The 18,443-nt window shown below is 41.1% G+C and carries 11 protein-coding genes; 3 read left to right on the top strand and 8 right to left on the bottom strand.

All coding sequences use genetic code 11. The features are described 5' to 3' along the window. Positions 1 to 66: 66 nt before the first annotated feature. The 4 genes from VB836_RS18085 to VB836_RS18070 all read right to left on the bottom strand — a co-directional run bounded on the left by VB836_RS18085 (position 67) and on the right by VB836_RS18070 (position 10,268). Positions 67 to 3,870, bottom strand: a complete 3,804-nt coding sequence (locus VB836_RS18085; RefSeq protein ID WP_323221266.1) for an nSTAND1 domain-containing NTPase — start codon at positions 3,868 to 3,870, stop codon at positions 67 to 69. A 247-nt stretch (positions 3,871 to 4,117) separates the two neighbouring features. After that, on the bottom strand, positions 4,118 to 5,206 hold the full coding sequence (locus tag VB836_RS18080) for a CHAT domain-containing protein (RefSeq protein ID WP_323221264.1): 1,089 nt from the start codon (positions 5,204 to 5,206) through the stop codon (positions 4,118 to 4,120). 460 nt (positions 5,207 to 5,666) lie between these two features. After that, a complete protein-coding gene (locus VB836_RS18075; protein ID WP_323221262.1) occupies positions 5,667 to 7,925 on the bottom strand; it encodes an NACHT domain-containing protein in 2,259 nt (752 codons plus the stop codon). A gap of 252 nt (positions 7,926 to 8,177) precedes the next feature. Next, positions 8,178 to 10,268: a caspase family protein gene (locus tag VB836_RS18070; protein ID WP_323221260.1), complete on the bottom strand. Its 2,091-nt coding sequence runs from the start codon at positions 10,266 to 10,268 to the stop codon at positions 8,178 to 8,180. Between the two features lie 431 nt (positions 10,269 to 10,699). Between VB836_RS18070 and VB836_RS18065 the strand changes: the two genes are divergently transcribed. Beyond that, positions 10,700 to 11,374, top strand: coding sequence for an SDR family oxidoreductase (locus tag VB836_RS18065; RefSeq protein ID WP_323221258.1), 675 nt, complete (start codon positions 10,700 to 10,702; stop codon positions 11,372 to 11,374). 195 nt (positions 11,375 to 11,569) lie between these two features. Here VB836_RS18065 and VB836_RS18060 read toward each other — a convergent pair whose 3' ends face one another. The 3 genes from VB836_RS18060 to VB836_RS18050 all read right to left on the bottom strand — a co-directional run bounded on the left by VB836_RS18060 (position 11,570) and on the right by VB836_RS18050 (position 15,615). Further along, entirely contained in the window at positions 11,570 to 12,472 is a 903-nt protein-coding gene (locus VB836_RS18060; protein ID WP_323221256.1) for a hypothetical protein, read from the bottom strand. 611 nt (positions 12,473 to 13,083) lie between these two features. Further along, positions 13,084 to 14,436 (bottom strand): hypothetical protein, encoded by a 1,353-nt coding sequence (locus VB836_RS18055; protein ID WP_323221254.1) that lies wholly within the window; start codon positions 14,434 to 14,436, stop codon positions 13,084 to 13,086. A gap of 225 nt (positions 14,437 to 14,661) precedes the next feature. Beyond that, the gene (locus VB836_RS18050; RefSeq protein ID WP_323221252.1) at positions 14,662 to 15,615 is read right to left on the bottom strand and encodes a threo-3-hydroxy-L-aspartate ammonia-lyase; all 954 of its coding nucleotides are present in this window, start codon (positions 15,613 to 15,615) and stop codon (positions 14,662 to 14,664) included. Positions 15,616 to 15,924: 309 nt separating this feature from the next. On the opposite strand from VB836_RS18050, the gene VB836_RS18045 reads away from it, so the two are divergent. Beyond that, positions 15,925 to 16,458 (top strand): DUF411 domain-containing protein, encoded by a 534-nt coding sequence (locus tag VB836_RS18045; protein WP_323221250.1) that lies wholly within the window; start codon positions 15,925 to 15,927, stop codon positions 16,456 to 16,458. A 125-nt stretch (positions 16,459 to 16,583) separates the two neighbouring features. Further along, entirely contained in the window at positions 16,584 to 17,720 is a 1,137-nt protein-coding gene (locus tag VB836_RS18040; protein ID WP_323221248.1) for an RNA-guided endonuclease InsQ/TnpB family protein, read from the top strand. Between the two features lie 77 nt (positions 17,721 to 17,797). Here VB836_RS18040 and VB836_RS18035 read toward each other — a convergent pair whose 3' ends face one another. Beyond that, entirely contained in the window at positions 17,798 to 18,031 is a 234-nt protein-coding gene (locus VB836_RS18035; RefSeq protein ID WP_323221247.1) for a hypothetical protein, read from the bottom strand. Between the last annotated feature and the right edge of the window lie 412 nt (positions 18,032 to 18,443).

Below are 18,443 nucleotides of genomic sequence, written 5' to 3'. Positions count from 1 at the left end.
ACTCAGAACGGAACTTCCGTTATCGTTCCCATTTTTCCTAACTTCAGACTTGGTGACTTCAGACTTCTAAAAGCTCCCGACACCCTCACACAACCCTTTATCCTTCTCTGGAGCATTATGCTGCAAATAATTTTTCACCCAATCGCAATTACGCTCCATTAACGAGTCAAAGTCTATATCCCAGACTTTGATGGTGTAGTCATCACTCCCAGAAACAATGGTGCCATCGTTGCTGATACTGACGCTATTGACCCAGTGCTGGTGTCCTTTGAGAGTGCGGATTAATTCTCCGGTTTCCAGATTCCAGACTTTGATGTTGTTGTAGTCGTTGTCATTACTGCCAGAAACAATGGTTTTGCTATCGTTGCTGATGCTGACGCTTCTGACCCAGTAACGGTGTCCGGTGAGAGTGCGGATTAATTCTCCGGTTTCCAGATTCCAGACTTTGATGTTGTAGTCTGCACCGCCAGAAACAATGGTTTTGCTATCGTTGCTGATGCTGACGCTCCAGACCTGGCCATTGTGTCCAGGGAGAGTGAGGGGTTCGGCGTCGGGTGTCTCGAGATTCCAGACTTTGATGGTGTTGTCATCACTGCCAGAAACAATGGTTTTGCTATCGTTGCTGATGCTGACGCTATTGACCGAGCCATTGTGTCCTTTGAGAGTGAGGGGTTCGGCGTCGGGTGTCTCGAGATTCCAGACTTTGATGGTGTTGTCACCACTGCCAGAAACAATGGTTTTGCTATCGTTGCTGATGCTGACGCTATTGACCTGGCCATTGTGTCCTTTGAGAGTGAGGGGTTCGGCGTCGGGTGTCTCGAGATTCCAGACTTTGATGGTGTTGTCATCACTGCCAGAAACAATGGTTTTGCTATCGTTGCTGATGCTGACGCTTCTGACCGGGCCACCGTGTCCGGTGAGAGTGCGGATTTCTTCTCTGGTTTCAAGATTCCAAACTTTGATGGTGCTGTCTTCACTGCCAGAAACAATGGTTTTGCTATCGTTGCTGATGCTGACGCTATTGACCTTGCCACCGTGTCCGGTGAGAGTGCGGATTTCTTCTCCGGTTTGGAGATTCCAAACTTTGATGGTGTTGTCACCACTGCAAGAAACAATGGTGCCATCGTTGCTGATGCTGACGCTCCAGACATGGTTATCGTGTCCTTTGAGAGTGAGGGGTTCGGCGTCGGGTGTCTCGAGATTCCAGACTTTGATGGTGCTGTCTTCACTCCCAGAAACAATGGTTTTGCTATCGTTGCTGATGCTGACGCTCCAGACCTGGCCCTTGTGTCCTTTGAGAGTGCTGATTTCTTTTCCGGTTTCCAGATTCCAGACTTTGATGGTGCTGTCAGCATTGCCAGAAACAATGGTTTTGCTATCGTTGCTGATGCTGACGCTTCTGACCCAGCTATCGTGTCCGGTGAGAGTGCGGATTAATGCTCCGGTTTGGAGATTCCAGACTTTGATGGTGTTGTCATCACTGCCAGAAACAATGGTTTTGCTATCGTTGCTGATGCTGACGCTATTGACCGGGCCATTGTGTCCGGTGAGAGTGCGGATTAATGCTCCGGTTTCAAGATTCCAGACTTTGATGGTGTTGTCAGCACTACCAGAAACTACGGTTTTGCTATCGTTGCTGATGCTGACGCTATTGACCTGGCGATTGTGTCCGGTGAGAGTGAGGGGTTCGGCGTCGGGTGTCTCCAGATTCCAGACTTTGATGGTGTTGTCAGCACTGCCAGAAACAATGGTTTTGCTATCGTTGCTGATGCTGACGCTCAAGACCCAGCTATCGTGTCCGGTGAGAGTGCGGATTAATGCTCCGGTTTCTCTATTCCAGACTTTGATGGTGTTGTCATAACTGCCAGAAACAATGGTTTTGCCATCCTTGCTGATACTGACGCTTTGGACCCAGTTCTGGTGTCCTAGCAAACGGTTCCGCTCCCGGCCTTCATAAACATTACCGATTAAAGCACCCAACACCTGTGGGTCTTTGGCTCGGTATTTTTGCAAGATTTTCCCGGCCCGAATGGCCTCCAAAAAAGCCTCTAAATCCTTTCCTTCAGTCAATTGAGCCTTAGAAGTTTGACCGAGAGAATTTGCTAGATTCAGTTGTGCTTGTATTGTCTGATTCTGGGCTTGTTTTGTCTGATACCAGGCCCCTACAGCAGCAGCGATCGCGGCCACTGTTACAACACTGAGAAATATTGCTCCTATCCGCAGCTTTTTGTTGGCTTGTTTTTGTTGTGCTTCCCTGGCTTGCGATGCTTCTAGAGCTTCTTTCTGTGCTTTGGCTAATTGCTCTTTTCGTTCTTCCTCCTGTAGTTGGAGGCGATCGCGATCTTGAATACTCTCCTGAATAAAAAGTTTCTCAGCTTCTAAATCTTCGGGACGCTCTTGCAGTTTTTCTTCTGCTTTTAGTAGAGCCGATCCTCGTAACAAAGAACCTTGATCTCGATGGTTTTCTTCCCATTGTTTCTTTGCCGATCGCAGTTGTTCTTGCCAGGTTCTAAATTCTCGGTCTACTTCCATCCATTTCCTCAGTTGCCCCCAATTTCTAATTAATGCTTCATGGACGACTTCAACGGTTTCGGTTTCTTGTTCGGAATTCTTTTCTGTACGACTGGTGACAACTAACCGCGCATCAGCTAATTGTTTGACCAAATCCCAATTGCTCTCGTTGAAATCGGCCTGAGTCGCGACTCTGCGGGTGTCTTCCCTTCCCGCCCCCGGTTGCACCAACTGAAGAAAAATTCGGCGTACTCGTTCTTTTTCTTCGGGTTTAAGTTTACTAAATTTCTCATCAGCATAACCCGTTAAGGCGCCGGAAACTTCTCCGATTTCTTCGTAGGCTTTATGGGTTAATTGTTTACCTTGGCGTTTTTTCCAAAGTTCAGTTAAAGCAAATTCTAACAACGGTAAATTACCCGGTTGTTGCTCGACATCATCGAGAATGCGTTCAACCAGTCCGTGTTCAAAACTCACCCCCAATTTTTGCGCGGGTTTTTCAATCACATCTCGCAGTTCATTTTCATTCATCGGCCCCAACATAATATTAGCATTTTTCAACACATCTACTAAGGGCCGATAAGACAGCGCATTTCCGAGAAAATCCGCCCGCATGGTGGCAACTAACACCGTTGATAAAGAAGATTGTTCGGCGAAAGTTTTAAAAGTGTTTAACAGTGTATCTAGAAATTGACGACGGATTTTTTCGTCGGGACAAAGGGTGTAAAGTTCCTCAAATTGGTCGGCTATTAATAAAGTCCGATTTTGAGGATTATTCTGTTGTATTGTTGCAAAAACATCGGATAATAAAACAGTATTGTTTTTAAAATATCCCGCTAATTGACGCGCTTGTGCAATGAGTTCTGTTTTATTCAAATTCGGTTCATAGAGCGGAACTAACGCTTGTGCGAGTGCATTAAAAGGGTCATTTCCCGGTCTAAAATGGGTAAATTGCCAGCGTCCAGCTTGAACCAATTTCGGCACTAATCCCGCTAAAATTACCGAAGATTTACCGCTCCCCGACGCACCCAACACCGGAATAAAATTGCGGGTTTCGGTATATTCAAAGAGTTCTTCGACAAAGACTTCCCGCCCAAAGAAATATTCTGAATTCTCGTAACTAAAATGATATAAACCTTGATAGGGACAGATTAAATTATCATCGATATCATCTTCGGTGGATGTGGTAACGGTGCGTTTTTCATAATAATAATTGTAAATAATCGTTCGAGATTGATTGATGCTGACATCGTTCGCCGAATTCAGCAAATTCATGGCGTTTTCATTGCCAGAAAATTCTACGTTTCCGGCAGTTTGGCTTTGAGAGTAGGGTAGGTTTTTCTTGGCTTCTTCTTCAGTCATAATCTTATTAGCGAGTCTGTTTTTTTAGGCTGAGAAAATGAATAACCCTGTCATTGCGAGGCGGTGAAAATAAGTTAACCTCTTGAAAGAAGCGTTAAACGAGCAGACACCATCTCATACTTTAACCGTTATAACCAAGATTACCACAGGGGGCAACTGGAGCAACTAAAATTATGACTGTTTCCGTCCCCCCTGGCAATGATATTAATAGACAACAACAGATGGTTTAATATTTGTTCAGGCTCGATTAAACCCACACTTTCGCTAAAATTGCTGCAACTTTCATCACAGGCCCAGCAAGCGTTTCTACCCCTTCTAATCCTTTTTTGAGTGCTTCAACTGCTTCATCAATTAAGCTTTTATTGGGTTGGGGTTTCTTTAATTCAGTTTCGAGTATTTCAACAGGAATCTCGGCTTGTTTTTTCTGAAGAACACTGAGAGAATTTGTTGAACCAATTTCCTGTTTAAGTTTTTTCAGTTCATTTAATGCCGCTTGTAATTCAGAATTTCCCCCGATAGTTTCAGTTTTACTTTGGTCAATATTAACGTTACCATGCACACGATTAAATGGGTTAAAATTATTACCCGTTCCCCTAAAACTAACATCACCAAAAGATTGAGATTGATCAGAGGTTTGAGTCTGGTCGCGTCCGGCTTGACCTACTGGACTGTTGGAAAGATTACCATTAATATTGATGGCAGGTTTAAAGCCAGGTTGAGAAGATGAATCATCTGTGTTTTTTGCTTGCTGAGTTTCCTGAATATCAGAAATATAATGTCGAGGACGATAGCGAATTTGTGGAGTATCCGACTCCGGTATTCCTTCTAAATCAATAGCATTGCAAGCAAAGTTGAAACATTTATCATAGGTTTTTCCGGCGCCCAAAGCTTCATAAAACGCCGTCGAAAAGTTAATCGCTGCAACATCTCCAACGGCTTTATTCATCCCTACAACACAGTCAATATATTCATGGATGGCTTGGGCTTGTTCTTCGCTGTAGCAAGCATTGAGAACAACACATTGAACTTCTTGTTGAAACTGTTTAAACAGCTTGGCTAAAGCCTCACTACTCACGAGTTGAGTTTCTCCCGAATCATTTTCTAATATCAGTCCGTCACTCCCAGAACCATGACCCGAAAAGTGAACAATTGCAGGTTCATATTCTAATAATGCTCGTCGCAAGTCTTTCACCCGAACGGCTGACTCACTCTCAACTTGAAATTGTTCTCGATTTTTGGACTGTTTCAATGCTTCTTTGATTTCGCGTGTTTCTTCTCCTAAACGTAACTGAACCGAATTTTTGGGATTGGATAATAAAATCAGTATTTTCTTCATGGTTGAATCTCCTTAATGTAATACCATTTCTTTCTAATCATGCAACTTTTGACGTTCGCGTAGTGTGCCGTCAGCCGTATCTCCTTATCCCCCTTTATCTCCCCCTTTTTAAGGCTCCCAGGGCTGTTTCATTCTCGACCAGAAATTGTAGAACCTAACCCCCCAACCCCCTTCCCTACCTCACCGCAACGCCCTCTCTATCCCCCCTGCCCCCTTTGAAAGGGGGGTTAGGAGAGGGAAAAGGAAAAAAGTTTTTTATTTGGAATGGGGAGTAATGAATAGCTTTAGATATTTAATAAACTTAAAAGTCCTCCCCTCGCCTTACCCCCCACCCCCCCTTTTTAAGGGGGGATCAAGGGGGGATTAAGGGGGGATCAAGGGGGGATCAAGGGGGGTTGGGGGGGATCAATTAGATGCAGCTTCATAAAGAATTGATGTAACGAGTTTAGTTCTAAATTTTCTAGGAATTTAGTGCGGTTCCACACTTTGAACAAAAGTTAAAGTGAGGTAGATTTTCATGTTGGCAATTTCCACAAACTTTATGAGAGACTGATTCGGGTTCTAACGCTTCAACGGTTTTTAAAGTCTCAAGTTCTTCTGAATTAACCGGATTTAATTCTTGTGTAGTGGACGCATTCATAAGGTCTATCGACTGAGAAACTTTCACCGAACTTTCTGGAACTTGTTCCGGTTCAACTTGGGCAAAATGTTCGAGTAACATCCGGTGAATAAAGATGTAACCGCCCCCAACTTTTTGCAGGAATATTAGTTCTGTCGCGTAGTCCAGAAAACGAGCATAATTCCAGGGTGCAAAGCCTTTTATGTAAAGCATTGAACGTAAAGTTAAGTGTTGGATGACAGCATATCCACCACCGAAAGATAAGCCAATAATTAAACAAAATGATATAGTCAGTAATAAAAAAGAACGGAATATATCATTATTGTGGCCATTAATCCCCGCTATGAAGTTCAGACCTAATGATCCTATCAGTCCTGCCACGATAGGTATAATTATCCCCAAAATTATAGCGTTAAGTATTGATTTTTTAATTCCTTGATTCGGGATTTTTTTGACCTCTATTTCTGGGCCTTTTAATCCTTGAATAAAAGCATAAAATATGCCGACAAACAGCACTCCAAACAGCCCGACAATACATCCTACCCACGTGCCTTCAATCACCCCTAAAATCAGCCCTAAAATCAGCCCTAAGATCCACAGTAAAGCCGGCATTTTTTTTAGAGTTTTTTTGAATTCTTGAGCCGACCATGTTAAGCTTTCAATAGGTTTAATTTCCCCTCCAGCCAGCGCGACAATCAGCCCTAAAATCGGCCCTAAAATCGGCGCTATAATCGGCCCTATAATCAGCCCTAAAATCAGCCCGACAACCGCGTGTTCATCAGTCAGCTCGAAAAACTCCCTTGCAATCAGCCCTAAAATCAGCCCTAAAATCAGCCCTAAAATCAGCCCTAAAATCAGCCCTGAAGCCAATACACTAACAATCCGATACAAGATGCGTTCACCCTTTTTTTCTAGCCAAGTAGGTTGTATTTTTTCGATGAGAAATACCGTTTGAGACTCTTGTACCATCCGAGTCGCTAACCAAGTAATCCAATGTTTGGTTTTTTCTCGCGTATATTTCATCCTCATAGCACGTCCATGACGCTGAAACATTCGCTTAATATAAGTTTCAAAAAGATGGCGACGACGTTCTTCAGTGGAACCGAATTGCTGTAAATTTTCAACAGAGATATCTTTGTAAGCCATGCTGACAATACTGAGAGTCAGGGGAGATTTCATCATCTCCTGCATCGCTGTATCTTGTTGCAATAGGGTTTTGACTCCCTGAAGTTGTTCCCCCGCTTGGTCTAAATATTGGTTAATTTGTTCTGAGGTTAAAGGTTGAACGCAGATAGCACCCCGCACTTGTAGACGATTTGAGAGGGCTTGATAGTCTTTAATTCGACTACAAACCACCATCTCCGTTAGTCCATACTCTTTCAGATTCAGAAATTGGTTGATGGCTTCTACACAAGCTTCTCGATGTTTGGCTCGCACCTCATCCAAACCATCCAGTAGAAGTAACAATTGTTGATCTTTTACCCATGCTTTACCCAGAGACTTAGAAACGCCATAGTTGCTCTGAAGTTCATCCACCAACCAATCGGCGATTTTTTGCTGTTTTTTTGCCCAAGAAGATAAGTTAAAAACCACAGGTATGGGTCGATTCAAATTGTCCGAAGTTCGATCAATTAAATCCCGCGTTAATTTCAACAATACCGTTGTTTTTCCGGCGCCGGGTTCACCCAAAATCAGCAGCGTTCGCCCTTCTCCCATCCGATTAAATGCAGTGGTGATTCCTCGATGTATAGATAAAGATTGTTTGGACTCATCTGGGGAGATTTGAACATTACTAAAAGGACGCTCTACCAAATCTGGTCGTTCTTCCAGTCCGAGTTCAATTATCGCTAGATTATGCAATGACCGTTCTAAGACATTCTCTACCCAAAACTCTTTAACTTGGTTGAGCAGTTTTTGTCGGAAGCGATATTCTTGTTGGGTTGGGGGTTTGACTTCTCGACGAAATAAACCTTCAAAACTCAAACTTTCATAGACCGTTACAGTCTGAAAGAGATCCCGTCCAGCTTGACCATTTGGAGAGTTTTCTATGGTCTGAGCATCAATATTGAGTCGTGGGTTGAAAATGGGTTGTTCGCTCATAGATACCTGATCACAAACTTAATTCCTAATTAAACGGGGACTCTAATCTAGCTAATACTTTAAGTATCTTCAAATTAATTCCAACGGTAAAGTCACACAAATATGCGACATATTAACTTGATCCGAAATTGGCCATGAACCCCCCAAACCTTCTTGACTGGGGGCCAATAATCGGGGACTGAAATGGCCTAACCTCCCCCTTTTGATGGCCAGGGGGATAAAAGGGCGTTTGGGGGGATATTTTGAGGGAAATTAGAGACTTTCTTTAACTACCAATTTAACCTGTTCAGTTGTCCATTCATCACTCGCAAAAACTGCACGAGTTACATTCTTAGGATCGGGATTTTCATCTGCGATCGCCGAGAATAATTCTTCAAGAGGATTACTCGCTGCTCTGTTTACAGGTGAACCTGGGGGTTTATCTAAGGCGGGTAATTTTAACCAATCAAAACTCGTTCCTGTGACTGTTGCAAAGACTTTAAGAATGTCATCCCCTTCTGTATAACCTTCTGGAAGGCTTGCGTTAAAACGAATATCAGGTTCAAGTTTTTGTCCGGGTTCTAAAATTTCATAGTTGACTTTTTTCGGATGAAGTTGAGCAATACTCCAATCTGGCTGAATTGCAAGTACAGTAATATTCAGAGTTTGAGAAGACTTATTGCGAATGCGAAGATAGACTAACTCATCGACATCAACAGTGGGAATATGACCCTGTTCATCGAAAGGTATAAGTTCGCGTCCTTCTCCTGCTTTACACAATTCGACTTTAATTTTTCCGGCTAAAGCTGATGCTGGATCGTTGTTGTCAAGCTGCAAAATTGTCTGATATTTTGTCAGATGAACTAAACGTTTAATTAGAGTTTCTGCGGCTTGGGGTTCATCGACTTTTAAAGCAGGTTGAATGTTGGGAATCGGTTCTCCCACTTTATTGAGGATTTCATACTCGCCGCTTTCATTAATACGAACTTGATAGGCAAAGTCATCGCCAGCTTGATCGCCGGATACAAACTCAATCGGGTTACTGGGTTTAACAGTTGGTACACTTCTATCGGCATTTGATGGATCGGTTAACTCAACATTTTTGAGTTTAGATAATGCGGGTATTTCCGATAACAAACGTACTTTTTTAACCAGTTTAACACCAGGATGTAAAAGTAATGTGTTCGCCCCTTTTTCGATGTTTTCAAATGTATTTTCTCCGATAAATTGTTTAATTTCTGCCCAAGAATCGACCGCACCGACTTCGGTGAGTTTAACAACTGCGACTCGTTTATCCGTTTGACTAAAATCGCTAATTCCGGGTGAATAAATCACAAATTCTGAACCTTTAGACACACCCGTTGCTTCCCCAACTTGCAACTGAACTCTGTTTTTAGCTGCATCGATATCCATCACTGGAACTGCTAATTGATAGGATGTTCCCTCACTGCTTAAAAATAAGCGATCGCCTTCACCATGTAACATCGGGGTTTGCTTATTATTATCGCTGTTAATATTAGCGAGTAAGCGATTGTGAAGGGATTGATAGGTGATTTGTGAACCCAATTTTTTGAGGGAATTAATCAGCCAATAGGTCATCGCTCCGTGACGTTGACCTTCAAAAGTTGTCTCGTAAGCAGATTCATTATCCTGACAAGCTGCTAACAGCGTATAACCTTTAGGTTGAGGTAACAAACCTGCGGCTGTAACGTTGCGTTTTCCTTCTGTTAATTTATCCCAAGTTTGCATTAATTTTTCGGGAGAAGCAACTAAACTTTCTGTTGGTCGGGGAGTAGTGTCAATAATATTTAAACCCCGAATATAATAACCGTTTTTTTCTTCATCTCGGCTTGCTCCCCCCGAATGACAACTATCCAATACAACGGTAACAATTAATCCTTTTTCGACCATATTTTGCAGCAATTGAGCTAACTCTAAATCCCGCAAATGTTGCCCATCATTTGTACCCAAATCATTCGGAACTAAGGTTTCATCAACTCCATCATCGCCTTTTAAATCAGGATAATTTGTCGATGTACGTCCGCCATGACCCGAATAATGAATATAAACTCGGTCATTGGGTTGAGCTATTTCTGTGATTTGTTGGAATTTGGCGACCATGTTTTTATAACTTGGCCATAGGCTCGGATCTTCTAACGGTTGCTTGGGATTATTTGGATCATTTGTAGAGGTTAATTTTAATAAATGCTCGTCTTTGAGGTTGTAACTCTTTTTCAGATATTCCTCAACTAAGGTAATATCTCGAACGCAACCTCTTAAACTTTTAAAGGTACTGCCATCGGGTAATGTGTTGGGAAGATAGCAGTCATTTCCGATGAGTAAAGCGTAGAGTGTAGAAGTCATGTTTTGTGTTCCTTTTGAGTGTTTTTGGATTGAATAAAATTGCTGAAAAAGCAGAGATTAGTCTATGGCAATTCTACATCGATTGTAATCTTTTTGACTCCTTTCTCCTTACTCCCCTCTCCTCACCCCCCCACCCCCCTTTTTAAGGGCAGGGCCGTTTCGTTCTAAAATTTGGCGATCGCTAAACCTTTGATGGGGGGCAAGTTTTAGGCTCTATTTAAACAGAAAATATCAAAACTGTTGAAATAATCCTCCTTTTCTTTACAGAGAAAGGCTTTTAAGATTTGGCGATCGCATTTTTGAACCGAGAATGAAACAGCCCTGCCTTTCTAAGGGGGGATCAAGGGGGGATTAAGGGGGACGGGAGGGGGATTTAGGGGATTTAGGGGGATCAAAAAGCCTTCTCATATCAGTTAATTGGAGTTTTAAAAATGAATTCTGAATCTTTTATTTTCCTCGCAGGCGCTAGTCGAGGTGTGGGGCGAGAAATTGCTAAATATTTACGCGAACAAGGTAAAATGGTCAAGGCTTTATTGCGCTCGCCTGACACTCAAGCCGAGTTAAAAGCGATGGGAATAGAAGTGGTAATGGGAGACGCATTAGACGCCGAAGCCGTTAAACAAGCGATGTCAGGTTCCCCTATTTCTGCTGTTATTAGTACCATTGGTGGCTTACCGAAAGATGGTGAAAGGGCTGACTATTTAGGGAATAAAAACTTAATTGATGCGGCGGTTCAAGCAGGCGTTGAAAAGTTTATTTTGGTTTCTTCTATCGGTTCGGGTAACAGTCGAGTGGCTTTACCGCCTCAAGCTTTAGAAACCCTGGGCGCCGTGTTAATAGAAAAGGAAAAAGCCGAACAACATTTAATCGATAGTGGTCTGAATTATACCATAATTCGTCCCGGTGGATTAAAATCTGAACCCGCCACAGGAAACGGTATTTTAACTGAAAATTATAGCGTTTCTGGAACCATTCATCGCGCAGATGTTGCCCAGTTAGCCTGTCGCTGTTTGCAGTCTCCTGCGGCGAATAACAAGGTATTATCTGCACTGGATAACCAAATGATTTGGAGTCAAATTGAGTTTGAAGTTCTCAGTTTAGACTAAGGGAAAATCTCATACCAATTCTCTATGAAGTTGCATCTAATTGTTCCCCCCCTTAGATCCCCCCTAGCCCCCCTTTAATCCCCCCTTGATCCCCCCTTAAAAAGGGGGGTGGGGGGGTGGCGAAGCCGGGGGGATTCCCTTAAAAATGGGGGTAACGAGGGAGTGAGTTGCACTATTAAAGAGAAATGGTATCAGTTATTCTTTAGCTTGACTCCCTGCTAAACGCGCATATTCGAGATTTTTCTGATATTGTACAACCCGTTCCTGTGCAGCTTTGTAATTGGTGTCAGAGGGTTGTACTTGTTTCATATAAACGATTGCATTTTGCCATTGTGTCGCGACAAATTCCCATTCAGGTTTAGATTTTGCTGTCTGTACAAAAAATGCAGCACTACTGGCTTCTTCTAAACCTTTTTTGAAGTTTAAGTCAGGGGGAATTAACGCTTCATATTGTGCGTTTTGATTGGCTTGTTGTTGACTGTAGTTGAGATTTTTTTGATATTCTTCTATTTTATTTTGAGCAATTTCTAAGTTTGGACTAGACTCGGGAACATCTTCTAACAGTTCAATGGCTTCTTTCCAAATTTCGCTAACTTTGTTCCATTCTTGAGAAGATTTTGCGGTTTGTGCTAACATTGCAGCTTCCATTCCTGCGTTCAACGCATCATTAAAAGTGTCATATTCTACATCATCGTATACATCATCGTAACTAGCATCATGTTCAGCAATTGTGTCCCATAGATCAGAATATTCTTCTTCTAGTGTTGAAGATTCATCTTCAGATGAGGAGATCTCAGACGCTAAAGAAGAATCTGATAAATATTGAACATCTTCACCCTGAAACGTAATAATTCCTGAAGAAATAAATCCAATAATTAAGCTCATAAATATCAGTCTTGAAAGTGTCTTGGGATGAATTATTCTGCGGACTTCATATTCAATTCTATAAAGAATTGTAGCACTAATAAACCAAACGCTAATTGCTACAAATGAAGCAGGTTGAGCGGGATTTTGTAACATCTTAAAGGCTAAGTATCCCAGATAAGAACCTACACAAAATCCTGATGAATATGCTGTATCAAAAAAGAAAGAACACATGATTTGCCCCTGAATCAAGATTCCAATGAAGCTCATTAGAGAAGATACAATCATAACAAAGAGTGCATAAGATCCTTCCCAAAAACTACTCCATCTGGGTATCCATTTTCCAAATAAGAGTCGGGTGATAAAGTAGAAGATTGAAAAAACTGATATCGCCGAGAATATAATTAGCGTCCCCAAAAATAGTAATGAAGATAGTGGATTTTCAGTTGTGAGTAAAGTAATTGATCCTAAGCCAAAAAATGAGATTAAGAATAAGCCAGGAATGTTGATTTGAAGAAGAATAAAGGCTCTAACAAAAGGCAACCATATCGGTTGATTACCTATCTGATCATTTGGATTTCCTTGTGTTGCATCTTTTAACGAACTCATAGTAGTAGCACTCCTAAAACGAGGTGTTGAGTTGAGTAGAGGTTATTTATTAAATGGCTGAAAATACTAAAATAATGACTAGCTGTTTCTTTTCAGTCTCTAACTCAAAGATAGCAAAGGACGAAAGTAAAAGCATCAGTAATTACACGGAACTTTTGCCTTAATTATTGTGACTTTAAAAGTAGTCTATCCAGCTTTTATCTCCGTAAATATACGGAAAAAAATAAAATCTTTCGTTATTCTGCCAGACTTCCTACTAAACGCGCATATTCAAGGTTTTTCTGATATTGTACAACCCTTTCCTGTGCGGCTTGATAATTTGAGTCAGAGGGTTGTACTTGTTTCATACAGTCTATTGCATTTTGCCATTGTGTCGCCACAAATTCCCATTCAGGTTTAGATTTTGCCTTTTGAACTAATAATGAAGCATTCGTCGCATTTTCTATGCCTTTTTTGAAGTTTTCATCGGGAAGTTGAGGTGTGACAACTTCAGATAAATTGGCATCTACATTTTGATGTTCTGGTAAATCTACAACTTCAGATGATTCTGATATCGAAAAAGAGTTGCCGACATTGGCAAATGCACCATAAATATAATCCCAATTTGTTGCGGTTGTGTAAATTAAAACCGTTGACATGAAAGATAAAAAGACTAAAGCTATAAATTTAAGGACTTTGTGAAATGGAACTCTTGTGCGAATTAAATACTCTATTTGGTAAAGATATAAACCTGAAGTTATCCAAATAATAGTCGCTATAATTTCTAGACTCGCTAAATAATTTTGAATACGATTTTGACAATTTGTATCTTCTAATAGGAGTTCGGTTTGACAAGTTTCCCAGGGCATAAAAGGTAAAATAACTAAGAAAACAGTTAAAACGGATAAGGTTAAAACTATCGGCGTATATATTCCTTCCCATAAACTGAGACGTGTAGGCAACCATTTAAAAGATTTCGATGATGATTTACCAAACAAAAATTGACCTATATAGTATAAAATATGATAAAAATACGTTAGAATGAATATTGAACCAATAACGCCAATTCCTAAAGCTTGAAATAACGGCATTACATCTTCCGATATGACAGACACAGTTCCCCCAATAATAACTCCCCAAAAGGCAACAATTCTGATAACAATAAATAACCATAATATTAATAATGTCATCCTTAACCATGAACTTGGATAAGGAAACCAAGCAGGCCATTTTAATTGTTTTGATACTGGAGGTTCAGGTGAGGGTTTTTCTAATTCTTTGGTTAAATCAATACGTTCTTTACAAGGTTTTTTAGGGTTTTTCTGGATGCTAGGTTCGATTATTACAGATTCAATATATTCTATTTTAAACATTTTTAACCCATCATAGATGTATTTTTTAGACGAGTAATTGAGGGGAAATTGCGAAGATTCTACTTGAATATTTAGACAATTATTTTTAATAGTAGCATTGTCTTCTATAATAGTAGCAATTTCTTCTGAACTGTTGAAACGATTTAAAAACATCACAATGGCTTTAGGGTTTCCTTGTTTAGCCAATTCTAATAAACGTTTCTTTGCTTGTTCAGATGCTGAATGAGTTGAAGTCATAATATTAACGTCCCTGAGAGTTAATCATAGATGAGTCAGTCTCATTGAAGGATTGTTGATCAGATTTCTGATATAACAATTTTCCTTGATTTAAACTCACTCATGCAAATGATAGCAAGGACGACAATCAAAAACCTCAGTAATTTTACGGAATTATTACTCTGTATCCGCTACTGGTGATAGTTTTGATTCCGACAGACATTGATTAACAATCAATTAAAGGTTTTAAAAAAGCTGACTAATTTGTTTTAAATCCACATTTCCGCCACTAATAACCACCCCAACACGAGAACCCTTTGCTTTCACAACACCTTGAATTAATGCAGCAGCAGCTAACGCACCCGTTGGTTCAATCACTAACTTCATGCGTTCCCAAACAAAGAACATTGTTTTAATAATATCTTCTTCTGAAACTGTTACCATATCATCGACATTCTGCAAGACTAACGGAAAGGTTAGCTTTCCTAAATAGGGAGTTCTCGCCCCATCTGCTATCGTTTTTGGATTCTCAATTTTCTGTAACGTTTTCGTTTGAAAAGAACGAGTTGCATCATCAGCATTTGCAGGTTCAACCCCGATAATTTTACAATCAGGCGCAAGCTGACGAGTGGCGATCGCACAACCGGATAATAAACCCCCACCCCCACAACAAACCAATAATAAATCTAGCGTTCCCACTTCTTCTAAAAGTTCAAACGCCGTTGTACCTTGTCCGGCTATAATATCAGGATGATCGTAGGGTGGAATAATCGTAGAATTTCGTTCGGTTGCGATTTGTTGACATAAGACTTCACGGGCAACTTCTGCACGTTCATAGAGAATAATTTCCGCCCCATAACCCCGTGTTGCCGCTTGCTTGACAGTGGGAGCATCAGACGGCATAATAATAGTGCTGGGAATGCCTAAAAGCTGACCAGAACGAGCGATCGCTTGAGCATGATTTCCCGAAGAAAATGTTAAAACACCGCGAGATTTTTGTTCCTCAGACAGTTGAGACAAAGCGTTAAAAGCACCCCGAAATTTAAACGAACCTGTGCGTTGAAAGTTCTCACATTTAAAGAAAACTTCAGCTTGGGTTAATTCGTTAACGGTTCGAGAAGTCACAACCGGGGTTCGGTAAGCATATCCTTGAAGGCGTTGGGTTGCCTTTTCAATATCTGCGAAAATAGGTAAATTCATTATTAAATGACAGGTGAGTTCTATAAGGTTGATTTTTTGATTATAATTATAGTGTGGAATAAAAACCCGGTTTCGCTAAAGTTACCGGGTTTTTGGGGTCTACTTACTACTTACTGTGGGTGGGTTTCGCTAAAGTTACCGGGATCAACCTGATTTTGATTATAATAATAGTGGGGAGAGGGCGGGTTTATCTCAATTCTTGCCAAGAAAACACAGATAGAGACAGAACCCGCCCCTACAAAATGATCATTAATAAATCGGACATGATATGACTTCAAACGCAAACTGCTATAAATCTAACTAAATTCTATGTCTAATCAACCTCCAACAAATTGGCTGCATCAATATCTTCGTCCTATTCTTGCAGTCGTTGCAGGAACCGCTATGATTGCAGGGATTGCAGTTACAGTGTGGAGTCAATCTGCAAATCAAGCGACAAATCCTGTTCAAACGATAGCATATTCTGATATTCCTCTCAATATTACCGTGCATCGAAGTCCCACTTGTGGATGCTGCAAAGCTTGGGTACAACACCTCGAAACCAATGGCTTTCAAGCCACTAATATTGTCACAGAAGATGTCGCGGCAGTTAAACAAGAATATGGGGTACCGGATGAGTTAACCTCTTGTCATACCGCAGTCGTTGACGGATACGCCATAGAAGGTCATGTTCCCGCCTCAGATATTAAACGCTTGTTAGCAGAAAAACCCCCAGTCTCCGGTTTAGCTGTCCCTCAAATGCCGCTCGGTGCGCCAGGGATGGAGTCAGGTAATATAAAAGAACCCTTTTCTGTGTTGTCGTTTCGTCCTGATGGCAGTGTGAAAACCTTTAATCAATATTAATCCGATTTGTAGGCGATAATCAATTTAATTTCACCAGAAAAAATAGAAGGCACACTGAGAGAAGTAACTTAGTAGACGATTTATGGTACAAAACGGTACTATCTGTAAGATCAGATAATAGATCTATGCAACGAGCCTTCAAGACCAAACTGAAGCTGAACAACCGTCAAAGAACCTTAATGGCGACCCACGCCGGATATTCTAGGTGGGTTTGGAACTGGGCGTTAGCGATGTGGAATGAAGCTTACAAACAGGGTTTAAAACCTTCAACGAATAAGCTAAAAAAGTTCTACACCAATCACATTAAGCCAAACTATCCCTGGCAGTCAACGCTAAGTTCTAGAGTTTATCAATTTGCTTTCATGCACTTAGGGGAAGCTTTCAGTCGCTTTTTTCAAGGCGTTGCCAAACATCCTAAATTCAAGAAAAAAGGCAGAAACGATAGCTTTACGATTGATAATTGTGGCAAAGTAATGAGGTTTTCAGGGAGGAGATTGAAGCTTCCTTTTATTGGATGGATATTCACTTATGAACCCCTACCTGAAATCAACACAAAGCGAGTCACAATTAGTCGAGTAGCTGATTCTTGGTATCTGTCTGTAGCCTACGAATTTCAACCAGAACAGACTGTTAAATCAAGAGTTTATCTGGGTGTTGATGTTGGGGTTAAGGCATTGGCGACCTGTTCAGATGGTACTGTTTTTGCCAATCCCAGAGCTTACAAAAAAGCTCAAAAAAATCTAGCCAGACTTCAACGCGAACTCTCAAGAAAACAGAAGGGTTCCAGTAACAGGAACAAAGCTAGATTGAAACTCGCAAAAGCATATCAAAGAGTGGCTAACATCCTAAAAGATGGAATTCACAAATTAACCTCATGGCTATGCAAAAACCACGCAGTTATCGGGTTAGAGGATTTGAATGTTTCTGGGATGTTAAAAAATCACAAGTTAGCGGGTGCTATTGCTGATTCTGCTCTCTATGAAATTCGTCGCCAAGTTGAGTATAAATCTGAGTGGTACGGCTCAGTAGTAGTTTTTGCTGATAGATTCTATCCGTCAACTAAGACCTGTTCAAGTTGCGGTCACGTTCAAGAAATAGCTCTGAAAGAACGAGTTTTCAACTGTAATAATTGCGGTGTAAGCGTTGACCGTGATTTGAATGCGAGTCTGAATTTATTACATTATGCCGAGGGCTTCTCGGTAAAAAGCCTGTCTGACCGGGTGCTGCCGACAGTCCGGGGTGATGCAGGAACGAAACATTAATACGGTTTATACCGTGTTATATCAGTTTTCGATAGCAGGGATGAGAGAAAAGTAAATTCGGTGAAGCCGAGATTTTTTTATCGAAAGGGGGGTTGAGTCGTGTATTCTTCTCGGCCACAATGAAACCGAGAATTTTTGAGATTTTTCTCAGGAGAAACATCTTCGTTGGGTAAAGCGTCCTGAATGCAATCAGGTTTGGCCCGTTCCCCAAAAAAGCGAGATTCTTGTGCCATCACCTGAGATGTTGTTAGGGTGAATAGCGTTGCAGTTGTGAGAATCATGCTAAGACTAAATCGATGGAGTTTCATCATTAACCTCCTAATGTTTAAGCGAAATTCGGGTAAATTAGTCCTGCTTGACTGTACTCTTTCACAGCCAAAAGCGACTTCTACCAAAGGTTAAGAACCTGGGTATAAAGCCAGTCAAAACAACGGATTAGTTGCAGGCTGTGCTAGAGTTTTCCCTACCTTAAAGATAACATTCGGGTTTTGAGTCATCAGGAATATTTTCACCGCGATCGCTTAAAACAGTTATCAGTCAACAGTTGTAGGGGTAATTCATCAATTGTCCGTACCAGTGATCAAAGTTTCCCATCTCCCCATTCCCTTTTGCAAGATTGCCTATTGCCTCTTGTAGCATTCTTTTTTCAATTTTAAAAATAATCTTCTCAAAAAATAATACAGATTCAAATTCCCAGCTTCTTGGAGAAACCGGGAATCTGGA

Source organism: Limnoraphis robusta BA-68 BA1, from assembly GCF_034932365.1.
In the GTDB taxonomy this organism is placed as follows: domain Bacteria; phylum Cyanobacteriota; class Cyanobacteriia; order Cyanobacteriales; family Microcoleaceae; genus Capilliphycus; species Capilliphycus robustus.
This window is presented reverse-complemented; position numbering and strand designations above follow the sequence as displayed.

What these genes read in the sequence shown, in the direction of transcription:
- VB836_RS18085 (WP_323221266.1), bottom strand. Translation starts at nt 3,870, where the DNA reads ATGACTGAAGAAGAAGCCAAGAAAAACCTACCCTACTCTCAAAGCCAA.
- VB836_RS18080 (WP_323221264.1), bottom strand. Translation starts at nt 5,206, where the DNA reads ATGAAGAAAATACTGATTTTATTATCCAATCCCAAAAATTCGGTTCAG.
- VB836_RS18075 (WP_323221262.1), bottom strand. Translation starts at nt 7,925, where the DNA reads ATGAGCGAACAACCCATTTTCAACCCACGACTCAATATTGATGCTCAG.
- VB836_RS18070 (WP_323221260.1), bottom strand. Translation starts at nt 10,268, where the DNA reads ATGACTTCTACACTCTACGCTTTACTCATCGGAAATGACTGCTATCTT.
- VB836_RS18065 (WP_323221258.1), top strand. Translation starts at nt 10,700, where the DNA reads ATGAATTCTGAATCTTTTATTTTCCTCGCAGGCGCTAGTCGAGGTGTG.
- VB836_RS18060 (WP_323221256.1), bottom strand. Translation starts at nt 12,472, where the DNA reads ATGTGTTCTTTCTTTTTTGATACAGCATATTCATCAGGATTTTGTGTA.
- VB836_RS18055 (WP_323221254.1), bottom strand. Translation starts at nt 14,436, where the DNA reads ATGACTTCAACTCATTCAGCATCTGAACAAGCAAAGAAACGTTTATTA.
- VB836_RS18050 (WP_323221252.1), bottom strand. Translation starts at nt 15,615, where the DNA reads ATGAATTTACCTATTTTCGCAGATATTGAAAAGGCAACCCAACGCCTT.
- VB836_RS18045 (WP_323221250.1), top strand. Translation starts at nt 15,925, where the DNA reads ATGTCTAATCAACCTCCAACAAATTGGCTGCATCAATATCTTCGTCCT.
- VB836_RS18040 (WP_323221248.1), top strand. Translation starts at nt 16,584, where the DNA reads ATGCAACGAGCCTTCAAGACCAAACTGAAGCTGAACAACCGTCAAAGA.
- VB836_RS18035 (WP_323221247.1), bottom strand. Translation starts at nt 18,031, where the DNA reads ATGATGAAACTCCATCGATTTAGTCTTAGCATGATTCTCACAACTGCA.